The organism is Mesorhizobium sp. M1A.F.Ca.IN.020.06.1.1, assembly GCF_004023265.1.
Taxonomy (GTDB): Bacteria; Pseudomonadota; Alphaproteobacteria; order Rhizobiales; family Rhizobiaceae; genus Mesorhizobium.
Window position 1 is genome coordinate 1 of the sequence record NZ_RZSR01000085.1, and the last position, 10,602, is coordinate 10,602.

At 64.8% G+C, this 10,602-nt stretch carries 10 protein-coding genes and 1 pseudogene; 5 read left to right on the plus strand and 6 right to left on the minus strand.

What is annotated here, in order from left to right:
• The 5 genes from EOA60_RS06320 to EOA60_RS06340 form a co-directional block, all read left to right on the plus strand.
• Window positions 1-426: uroporphyrinogen-III synthase (locus EOA60_RS06320; RefSeq protein ID WP_206628100.1), on the plus strand; the 426-nt coding region annotated here is incomplete at its 5' end.
• Window positions 427-531: 105 nt separating this feature from the next.
• Window positions 532-2,004: a mitofilin family membrane protein gene (locus EOA60_RS06325; RefSeq protein WP_095826261.1), complete on the plus strand. Its 1,473-nt coding sequence runs from the start codon at window positions 532-534 to the stop codon at window positions 2,002-2,004.
• 10 nt (window positions 2,005-2,014) lie between these two features.
• The gene (locus EOA60_RS06330; protein ID WP_095826260.1) at window positions 2,015-3,586 is read left to right on the plus strand and encodes a heme biosynthesis protein HemY; all 1,572 of its coding nucleotides are present in this window, start codon (window positions 2,015-2,017) and stop codon (window positions 3,584-3,586) included.
• A gap of 32 nt (window positions 3,587-3,618) precedes the next feature.
• Window positions 3,619-4,098 carry a TerB family tellurite resistance protein gene (locus EOA60_RS06335; protein WP_066998287.1) on the plus strand — a complete coding sequence of 160 codons (480 nt, stop codon included), beginning with the start codon at window positions 3,619-3,621 and terminating at the stop codon, window positions 4,096-4,098.
• An 18-nt stretch (window positions 4,099-4,116) separates the two neighbouring features.
• Window positions 4,117-4,833 carry a glutamine amidotransferase gene (locus tag EOA60_RS06340; RefSeq protein WP_095826259.1) on the plus strand — a complete coding sequence of 239 codons (717 nt, stop codon included), beginning with the start codon at window positions 4,117-4,119 and terminating at the stop codon, window positions 4,831-4,833.
• 70 nt (window positions 4,834-4,903) lie between these two features.
• On the opposite strand, the gene EOA60_RS06345 is transcribed toward EOA60_RS06340, so the two are convergent.
• The 6 genes and pseudogenes from EOA60_RS06345 to EOA60_RS06370 all read right to left on the minus strand — a co-directional run.
• Entirely contained in the window at window positions 4,904-6,142 is a 1,239-nt protein-coding gene (locus EOA60_RS06345) for an MFS transporter (RefSeq protein WP_095826258.1), read from the minus strand.
• A gap of 157 nt (window positions 6,143-6,299) precedes the next feature.
• On the minus strand, window positions 6,300-7,400 hold the full coding sequence (locus EOA60_RS06350) for a pyridoxal phosphate-dependent aminotransferase (protein ID WP_095826257.1): 1,101 nt from the start codon (window positions 7,398-7,400) through the stop codon (window positions 6,300-6,302).
• Between the two features lie 110 nt (window positions 7,401-7,510).
• Window positions 7,511-7,975 carry a MucR family transcriptional regulator gene (locus EOA60_RS06355; RefSeq protein WP_127335714.1) on the minus strand — a complete coding sequence of 155 codons (465 nt, stop codon included), beginning with the start codon at window positions 7,973-7,975 and terminating at the stop codon, window positions 7,511-7,513.
• Between the two features lie 191 nt (window positions 7,976-8,166).
• Window positions 8,167-8,871: an ROK family protein gene (locus tag EOA60_RS06360; RefSeq protein WP_095826255.1), complete on the minus strand. Its 705-nt coding sequence runs from the start codon at window positions 8,869-8,871 to the stop codon at window positions 8,167-8,169.
• Window positions 8,872-8,887: 16 nt separating this feature from the next.
• Window positions 8,888-10,264: a glucose-6-phosphate dehydrogenase gene (gene zwf / locus EOA60_RS06365; RefSeq protein WP_095826254.1), complete on the minus strand. Its 1,377-nt coding sequence runs from the start codon at window positions 10,262-10,264 to the stop codon at window positions 8,888-8,890.
• A 16-nt stretch (window positions 10,265-10,280) separates the two neighbouring features.
• Window positions 10,281-10,602: pseudogene (locus tag EOA60_RS06370) on the minus strand (6-phosphogluconate dehydrogenase (decarboxylating)); the annotation flags it as partial.

Sequence of the window (10,602 nt, forward strand, 5' to 3'; positions counted from 1 at the left end):
GGCCCAGGCGATGCCGAAGCACTGGCCGGTCAGATAACCGCCGAACTGACGGGCAAGGAGATGGTTTATCTTTGTGGCCGCCTGCGCTTTCCGGTGTTCGAAGAACGGCTGGCGGCAGCCCGGGTGCGTGTCCGGCCTGTCGAGACCTACGACACCATCGAATTGGACTATGGCGACGATGCCGTCGTTGCCCGATTGTCGGGCACGCCGGTCGAGGCAGTGCTGCTCTATTCGGCCAAGGCGGCACCCGTGATGATTGGCCTGGCCATGCGCCCAGCACTGCGGCATCTCCTTGAACGGGCGGAGTTTTTGGCCCTGTCCGTAAGAATCGCCAAAGAATTGGACGGGGTTGGCGGGCAAAAGGTTCGCATTGCCTCTAAACCCGCCGAGGACGCGCTGTTCCAGCTTTTGTCGCTAACGAGCTGAGCCGCGTCATCACACCGCCCCTTTTCACCGCTTGGTGATGTGGTAGAGCATCCTTGAGCTCTAGACCCTTTGAACCATCCTCAAGCCAATTTGCGGAGCCCAAGCATGGTCAAGACGCCTAAGGTGCGACATTCGAAGAGCCGCCGCGAGCCGGTGACCATCGAACTCGAACCCGGCGCCGTCTCGCGAATCACCGACGAGGATGCCGCCAATACCGATACCAACACGGAACGAACCGACGAGGCGAAGGCAGAGGAAGGGGCTGCTGCTTCGCAGCCGGAAGCTCCCGAAGAGCCGATCCATGCCGAACAGGCCGACATCGAGCCGTGGGAACACACCGACGCGGCGCAGGGCGGAGCTGACCAGGCTGGAACCAACAAGGATGGGGCGGAAGCATCCTATCCAGGCACTGATGAGGCTCCGAAGAGCGAACCAAAAAGCTTCGGCTACAGTTTCGAGGATGCGTCGGCAGCCAAGACCAGTTTTGCCGCCTCGACGGCGAAGCCGAGCGAAACCCGAAGCGACGATCGCGACTTCCCGGCCGCCAGGCGCTCAGGCGTCAACATGATTGCCGCCGGCGTGATCGGCGGCGTTGTCGCGCTTGCCGGCGCCGGCCTTCTGCAAGCGGTAGGGCTGCTCGGCTCTCCGACTTCGGTCGGCGGGCCCTCGCCCGACGGCGTCACCGGCGAGATCGCCTCGCTGAGAAGCCAAATCGCGGCACTCAAGGAAACGACCGATACCGGCGCTTCGGCCAAGGTCGACGGCCTGTCCTCGGCGCTCGACCAGGTGAAGTCGGACGTCGCGGCGCTGAAATCCTCGGCCGGACAGGGCGGCGACGGCGCCGCGCTCAAGGCGCTCACCGACAAGGTCGGCCAGATCGAGACGTCGGTCGCCGACCTGGAGAAGGCCGGAAATGCTGCACCGGTCGATCTCGCCCCGCTCAACGAGAAGCTCGCCGGGCTCGACGCGCTTGTGAAATCGGCGGGCGACGCGGCGAAGGCGGCGGACAGCCGGATCGCTGCGCTGGAACAGTCGGTGCAGCAGCTCTCCGGCAAGGTCGAGGCGCAGGCCTCGCAGCCGAAGATCGCGCTGGCGATTGCCGCTTCGGCGCTGAAGGCGGCGCTCGATCGCGGCGCGCCGTTCACGACCGAGCTCGACACGTTCGCCGCGATTGCGCCCAACGCGCCGGAGCTTGGCGTTCTGCGCGGCTATGCGGAAAAAGGCGTGCCCACGCGAGCCACCATCGCTTCCGAGGCCGACGCCGCCGCCAACGCCATGGTCGAAGCGGCAACGCCGGTCGACCAGAATGCCGGCTTCTTCCAAAGCCTGGTGTCGAGCGCGAAATCGCTGGTGCAGGTGCGGCCGGTCGGCGCCGTCGAAGGCAAGGGCGTGCCGGAAACGGTCGCGCGCATTGAAGTGGCAGTCAGCCAGGGCGACTATGCCAAGGCTCTCGCCGAATACGATACCCTGCCCGATGCGTCGAAGGCGGCCGGCGCCGATTTCGCCGGCAAACTGAAGGCGCGGCTCGAGGTCGAAAAGCAGATCGAAGCGCTGATTGCCGGCGCGACCAAGGCATGAGGAACGTCAGATGATCCGCATCCTCGCCTTCCTCGCCGTCGTGTTCGCGCTGGGGCTCGGCTTTGCCTGGCTGGCCGACCGGCCGGGCGAGATGATCGTCACCTTCAACGGTTACCAGTACCAGGTCACGCTGATGGTGGCGGCGGTGGCGATCGTCGCCGTGGTCGCAGCGGTGATGATCGTCTGGTGGCTGATCAAGTCGCTGTGGAACAGCCCCTACGCGATCTCGCGCTATTTCCGGGTCCGCCGCCGCGATCGCGGCTACCAGGCGCTGTCGACGGGGATGATCGCGGCCGGCGCCGGCGACGGCGCGCTGGCGCGTAAGAAGACCAAGGAGGCGGCCAAGTTGATCAGTTCCGACCAGGAGCCGCTGATCAACCTGCTCGATGCGCAGGCCTCGCTGCTCGAAGGCGACCATGACGGCGCGCGGGAAAAGTTCGAGCGCATGCTCGATGATCCGGAGATGCGACTGCTCGGCCTGCGCGGGCTCTATCTCGAAGCTGAGCGACTGGGCGACCGCAACGCCGCGCGCCACTATGCCGGTCGTGCCGCAGCTGTGGCACCGCAGCTTGCCTGGGCGGCGGAATCGACGCTTGAAGAGCTGACCGAGCGCGGCGACTGGGACGGCGCGTTGAAGCTGGTCGAGGCGCAGAAATCGACAAGGCAAATCGAACGCGATGCCGCCAACCGCCGCCGCGCCGTGCTGCTCACTGCCAAGGCGCAGGCGCTGGTCGACAGCGATCCGAACGCTGCCCGGACCGCGGCGCTCGAAGCCAACAAGCTGGCGCCCGATTTCGCGCCGGCCGCGGTGATCGCGGCCAACCTGCTGATCAAGCACAACGATGTGCGCAAGGGTTCCAAGATCCTGGAGACCGCTTGGCGGGCCGAACCGCATCCGGACATCGCCGAGCTCTACATCCATGCGAGGCCGGGCGATGCCGTGCTCGATCGCCTCAATCGGGCGAAAAAGCTGCAGGAATTGAAGAAGAACCATGCCGAATCGTCGATGGCGGTGGCGCGCGCCGCGCTCGACGCGCAGGATTTCGCCACCGCCAGGCGCGAGGCGGAATCCGCCATCCGCATTGATCGCCGCGAAGGCGCCTATCTGTTGCTGGCCGACATCGAGGAGGCCGAAAGCGGCGACCAGGGCAAGGTGCGGCAGCTGCTGTCCAAGGCTGTGCGCGCGCCGCGCGATCCGGCCTGGGTGGCGGACGGTGTCGTCTCGGAGCGCTGGGCGCCGGTATCGCCGATCACCGGCAAGCTCGACGCGTTCACTTGGCGCGCGCCGATGGAGCGGCTCGGGCAACTAATCGACAGCGAGGTTGAGGAGGAAATTCCCGCGATCGCTGCATCGGCGCCCGCTTTGCCGGCTGACGAGAGAGCGATCGACCTTGAGCCCGATAGTTCGGCCGAGAAGGCGGCCGCCGAGGCGCCGAACGGCATCGAGAGGGAAACCGCGGTCGCCGCCGCCGATGACACGGTGGTCGAGCAGGCGCCGGAGTTGCCGCGCTTGCCGGATGATCCCGGCGTGACGCCGGAAGACGAGGCGGAAAAATCGCCGCGCCGGTTTCGTTTGTTTTGAGGCTCGGCTTGGCGGACAGGGAAAAAGCATCGATGTTCGAACGCGTATTGTCCTTCCTGAGGGATTTGCCTGCTGCGGGCGCGAGCAAGCCAAGCGCGGACGATCCGCGCGTCGCGGCCTCGGCGCTGCTCTATCACGTGATGAACGCCGACGGCGTGCGCCAGGATATCGAGTGGGAGCGCTTCAAGGAGATCCTGGCCGAGACCTATTCGATCAGCGGCGACGAGCTCGACGCGCTGGCCGCCGCCGGCGAGCGTGCCGATAACGAGGCGATCGACCTCTATGCCTTCACCAGCGTGCTCAAGCGCCATCTGGATGCCGAGGCGCGCAAGGCCTTCATCGGCCTGATGTGGGAGATCGTCTACGCCGACGGCGAGCTGCACGAGCTCGAGGACAACACCGTCTGGCGCGTCGCCGAACTGATCGGTGTCGAGCGCCACGACCGCATCGAGGCGCGCCGCAAGGCGGCGGCCGAAGCCCCGGGCGCTCGGGGCACATCGAGCGACGAATAGCTGGACCTTTCTTCTTCCATGCCACCCAGACCCAGGCCGAGACCAAAAATCCTGATCGTGCTGCATCAGGAGACTTCGAGCCCCGGCCGCGTCGGCCATATGCTTCTGGAAGAAGGTTTCGATCTCGACATTCGCCGGCCGCCGCTTGGCGAAGAGCTTCCCTGCACTTTGGACGGCCACGCCGGGGCGGTGATCTTCGGCGGGCCGATGAGCGCCAACGACCAGGACGAGTTCGTCCGGCGTGAGACCGAGTGGCTCGAAATCCCGCTCAAGGAAAACCGGCCTTTTCTTGGGATCTGCCTCGGCGCGCAAATGCTCGCCAGGTATCTTGGCGGCAGGGTCGAGGGTCATGGCGAAGGACTGGTCGAGATCGGCTGGTATCCGCTGAAGGCGACCGACGCCGGCAAGAAACTGCTGCACTGGCCGGAGATGGTCTACCAATTCCACCGCGAGGGCTTTTCCCTGCCGAAGGACGCGACGCTGCTCGCCACGGCCGAAACCTATCCCAACCAGGCTTTTCGTTATGGCGAGAATGCCTGGGGCATTCAGTTTCATGGCGAGCTGACCAGGGTGATGATGCAGCGCTGGGTGGTGCGAGGCGCGCATCGCTTCGAGCTGCCCGGCGCGCAGCCCGGCCGCGATCATCTCGGCGGCCGGCTGATCTGGGACATGCACCTCAAGCGCTGGCTCGGCGAATTTTTGAGCCTGATCTTCGGCAAGCCGGCCGTCGGATAGATTTTGCCGCAATTGCAGAGGGAAGCCGCTGCACTCTTCTAGTCCGGCCGTCAAGTTGCTGCGCCGGCAATTAGTTCCTGCTATTCAAATGCCGCACCTGCCGCAGCGCAGGGAACAACCAAGCCCAGATCCCGGCAACCGCGATGGCGCCGATGCCGCCGATCACCACCGCCGGCACAGTTCCGATCAGCGCCGCCATGGTGCCGGCGCGGAACTCGCCGACTTCATTGGAAGCGCCGACGAAGACCTGGTTGACGGCGTTGACGCGGCCGCGCACCTCGTCCGGCGTCCAGAGCTGGATCAGCGTCTCGCGGATATAGACGCTGAACATGTCGGTGGCTCCGAGCATGGCGAGCGCCACGATCGACAGCCAGGTGATGGTCGAGACGCCGAACAGGACGGTGAAGGCGCCGAACAAGGCGACGAAACCGAGCATGATCTTGCCGGCATGGTCGCGGATCGGATGGCCGGCGAGCCAGACCGCCACGGCGATGGCGCCGATCCCAGGCGCCGAGCGCAGCAGGCCGAGGCCCCAGGGCCCAAGCTCCAGAATGTCGCGGGCATAGACCGGCAGCAGCGCCGAGGCGCCGGAGAGCAGCACCGCGAACAGGTCGAGCGAGATCGCGCCGAGCACGATCTTCTCGCCCCAGATGTAACGAAAGCCGGCAAACAGGGTCTGCATCGTCGGCTTGTCGGTAGCCGTCTGCTGCGCGGGCTTGGGGATGGTGAAGACGAGCAGCGCGGCGACAAGCATCAGGATCGCCGCAGTAGCGTAGGCGATCTCCGCCGAAAGGCCGTAGAGCAGGCCGCCGGCGACCGGGCCGACGATAGTTGCCGTCTGCCAGGCGGACGAATTCCAGGCAATGGCGTTGGCGAAATCCTGTGGCGGCACCAGATTGGCGACCAGCGAGGACGAGGCCGGCCCGTAGAAGGCGCGGGCGATGCCGAACATGGCGAGCACGACGAAGATCGGCAGCGGGCCGCCAAGACCGCGCAGCGTCAGCAACAACAGAGTGAGCGCACAGCCGGCCTCGACGAACGACGCCAATGTCATGATCAGGCGGCGGCCGAAGCGGTCGGCGACGACGCCGGTGACAAGCACCAGGAGCAGCGACGGCAGGAACTGGACGATGCCGACGATGCCGAGGTCCAAGGGATTGCGCGTCAGGTCGTAGATCTGCCAGCCGACGGCGACGGAGACGATCTGGGTGGCGAAAGTGGTGAGGAAGCGCGCCGTCCAGTAGCTGAGATACGGCCGGTGCCGGAAGGCGGCGTAGCGCTGTTCAGGTGAAGTTGCTTCGGCGGTCATGATTCGAGGGCCCCGTTGTGACATCGGCCGGCGGGGCACTTCCACGGTGGGCGCTGGTCCGGTCGGAGACCCTTAGCCCAGTTCGCTTCGTCGCGCGCGCAAAAAATCGGCGCGGCATGAAGGATCTTTGGAATTATCGTTCGCGGTGGAAAGAGGCTCAGTCTCTCAGCGCAGCGGAAATCGCTTGCAACCCGCCGCGCAATTCCGCCTCCTTCGGCCAGCCGAAGCCGACGCGGAAGAAGCGCTTCGGCATCTCGAACCAGTGGCCGGGACCGACATAAGTGCCGTGTTCTTCCAGGAGCCGAGCGTAGAACCGGTCGAGGTCGAAACCTGCATCGACATTCAGACGCGGAAAGCCGACCAAACCGCCTTGCGGCCGCACCCAGTCGACCAGCGGCTCGCCGTCGATCCAAGCCTGGACGATATCGCGGCGCTTGGCCATCTCCGGCAACAACGATGCTAGGAAGGCATCGCGCCGCTCGAGCATGGAGCGTGCGATCGCCTCGTCGATGACACTGCCGCAGATGCCGATCTGCTCCTTGGCGGCGAGGAACGTCTCTTGCAGAGCGTGGTCCTTGCTGACCAGCCAGCCGATCCGGATGCCCGGAATGCCAAATGCTTTCGAAAGGGAACAGACGCTGATCGCGCTTGGACTGAGCGATGCCGCGGAGGGCAGGCGCTCGCCATAGGACAGATCGCGATAGGTTTCGTCGACCAGCAGCCGGCAGCGGCTGCTTTCGGCAAGCGCGACCAACGCGTCGAGATCGGCGCCGGTCATCATCGTGCCGGTCGGGTTGTGCGGGCAGGTGACGCTGATCAGCCTGGTGTTCGGCCGCACCGCCGCCGCGACGCGCGCGACATCCACGGCGAAGCCCTCGTCGAAGTCGAGATCGACATAGCTGATCGCGCAGCCGATCGCCTTGGGCGTCTCGATATTGGTGGCATAGTTCGGCCGCACGACGACGAGATGGTCATCGGCCGAAAGCAGCGAGGTAGCAATGATGAACAGCGCGCCGGCAGCGCCGGCTGTAACCAGCACGTCGTCCGGGGATAGCGCTTTGTCCTGCCCGGCGATCAGCGCGCGCAATTGCTTATCGCCGCGATGCTCGCCGTAGAACAAGGTGAGGTCGGGCAGCGAGAGGCCGATATCGGCAAGCTTCTGGTCGGCGATCGAGCTTTCGGAGAGATTGAAGCGGATGCGGTCGTAGCCGTATTCCTCCGGCGCTTCCTTCTCGATCACCATCCTCGCATAGTTCATGGCTCACCCGAACAGCATTCGCTTGTCTTATCCAAGCCAAAAGCAGGAAGCCTGCCAAGGCGGATTCCTTGGCAGGCTTCTTCAAACCGTTGGCACAGGGCCAAGATCGTTCAGGCGGGGGCCTTTACCTTCCTGGCCTTTGCCGGCTTCTCCGGCTCGGCTTCGGCCTTGCGGCCGAGGCCGATCGACTTGGCGAGCTCGGAGCGCGATGCCGCGTAGTTAGGCGCGACCATCGGGTAGTCTGCCGGCAGGCCCCATTTGGTCCGGTAGGCTTCCGGGCTCAGCCCGAAATGCACGCCGATATGACGCTTCAGCGATTTGAACTTCTTGCCGTCCTCGAGGCAGATGATGTAATCCGGCGTCACCGAGCGCCGGGGATTGACGGCAGGAACGGGCGGCGGTGCCGGCGGAGTCGGCGGCTGGTTCAGGGCGCCGATCGAGGAGGCGACACTGGCGATGAGCTCGCCCAGGCCCGAAGCAGGCAGCCCGTTCTTGGCGACATAGGCCGACACGATGTGGGCGGTGAGCTCGAGCAGGTCGACATCTTCGTTGGCTGTATTGGTTTCCTCGTCCACGTCAGTCCTCCTCTATGCCGCACGGCCGCAAATCGGGATGTAAAATCCAGCGCGCTGCCGCGCGTTTGGCGCGCCGAGGCGGGCGCATGTGCGGCAGGCCGGCGGATTCCTAGTCGGCAAATCTGCGAGGCGCAACGACAGGTCGTGCGGCTACACGTTATTTTGAACGACTATACTGAAAAGTAAAAATATCAGACGATCAGCGCCTTATCGCGCCACAGTCGAAATCCGCCTTCGAAGGCACGTGTGTTGTCGCCGCGCCTGGATCTTTCAGGCAATTCATCGAGCTTGTCGACATTGCCGCCGCCGATGACCACATAGTCCGGCTGCAAGGCGGCGCGAAGCCTGTTTACGACATCGAAAACGTATCTGCGCCATTTTTTCTTGCCGTGCTTTTCCAGGCCGCGCTCGCCGACATAGTCCTCGAAGCTGCCGCCCTTCTTGTAAGGAAGATGAGCAAGCTCCATCGGCTGCCCGACATTGTCGAGGATCATGGCGGCGCCCAGGCCGGTGCCGAGGCCGAGGAACAGCATACGGCCGCCGTCATAGCTGCCGATCGCCTGCAGGAGCGCGTCGTTGACGACTTTGACCGGCTTGCCGAAGGCGGCGGCGAAATCATAGCCGTTCCAGCCCTTGCCGAGATTAAAGGGATCGAGCGACGGCTTGTTGTCCCTGACCGGGCCCGGATAGCCCATCGAAATGACGTCGTAATCCAGGCCCTCGGCCAGCTTCTTCACCGAAGCCACCATCTGCTCAGGTGTCAAGCCCGGCCCGGACTCGGTGCGGCGCATCTCGCCGCCGGCGCTGGTGAGAATTTTCACACGCGATCCGCCGACGTCGATGGTGAGGACGACCTGCCCGTCCTTCGTCGAAGCCCGTTTTGCTGCTTTCGCCATCCCGTCCCCCGAGAAGCTATTTCGTCGGATTGATCCAGCCATCGGGGGGGCCGAAGCCGTTCATGGCGTCGGCCGGCCCCCAGGTCTTCGGCGCGTAGATCGGAGGCGGCGTGGTGTCGCCAAGCACCGGTCCGACGATCCGCCATGCAAGCTCGGCCGCGTCCTGGCGCGTGAAGAGCTGGCCGTTGCCGTTCATCGCGTCGCCGATCAGCCGCTCATAGGGCGGCATGTCGCCCTTGGTGTCGTCGAGCGCGGTCAGTTCCACCTGCTCGCCGATCATGTCGTCGCCGGCTACCTTGCGCTGGGCGCCGATCGAGATCGCCACCTGCGGATCGATACGGAAACGGACATAGTTGGCGTCGCCCGGCTTGATCGGATCGAAGACGTCGAGCGGCGGACGCTTCAGCCGCACGATCACTTCGGTCGCATGCACCGGCATGTTCTTGCCGGCGCGGATGAAGAAGGGCACGTCCTGCCAGCGCCAGGTGTCGACGAAGAAGCGTACGGCGGCGAAGGTCTCGACCGGCGAGTTCGGCCGCACGCCCGGTTCGGCCAGATAGCCGTCGAACTGGCCGCGCACGACATCGTCCTTGGTAAGCGTTCGGATGGCGCGCAGCACCTGCACCTTCTCGTCGATCAAATCGTCGGCAGAGCGGCCGACCGGCGGCTCCATGGCGAGCAACAGCAGGATGTTGAGCAGATGGTTCTCGATGACGTCGCGGATGCAGCCGACGTCGTCATAGAATTTGCCGCGGCCTTCGATGCCAAAATCCTCGGCCATGGTTATCTGCACGCTCTCGACGAAGTTGCGGTTCCAGATCGGCTCGAGGAAAGCGTTGGCGAAACGGAAATAGAGCAGGTTCTGGATCGCTTCCTTGCCGAGATAGTGGTCGATGCGGAAGATGGACTGTTCGTCGAACACCAGGTGCAACACGCGGTTCAGCCAGCGGGCCGACTGCAAATCGTGGCCGAAAGGCTTTTCGACCATCAATCTGGCGCCCCGCGCGGTGCCGGATTGTTCGAGCCCCTGGACGACGGTTTCGAACATGGTGGGCGGCACTGCCATGTAATGCAGCGGCCGCTGCGCCGAGCCGAGCGCTGCCTTCAATCTCTCGAATGTCGCCGGATCTCGATAGTCGCCGCTGACATAGCGCAGCAGCGAGGCGAGCCTGGCGAACACCTTGTCGTCGACGCCGCCCAGCGCATTGACGACGCCGTCGCGGGCACGGTCCACCAGCTTGCCAAGATCCCAGGGATCGAATGCGACGCCGATCACCGGCTCGCTCAGCGTCCCCTTGGCGACCATGTGATAGAGGGCCGGAAATATCTTCTTGTGCGCAAGGTCGCCGGTCGCCCCGAAAAGCACCAGCGTGTCGGATCTCTCCTGGCTCATCCCGTCACTCCCGCCCTCACGCCTTCGGCTTTTCGACATGGCCGCCGAAAGCGTAGCGCATGGCGGACAAGAGCTTGTCGGCAAAGGCGGATTCGCCTTGCGAGGAGAAGCGGTCGAACAGCGCCGAGGAGAGCACCGGCGCCGGAACGCCGGTGTCGATCGCGGCCTTCAAGGTCCAGCGGCCTTCGCCGGAATCGGAGACGCGGCCGCCGAACTGGGCGAGCGACGGATCGTTCTTCAGCGCGCCGGCGGTGAGATCGAGCAGCCAGGAGCCGATGACGCTGCCGTGGCGCCAGACTTCGGCCACGGCGGGCAGGTCGATGTCGAACTGATAGTAT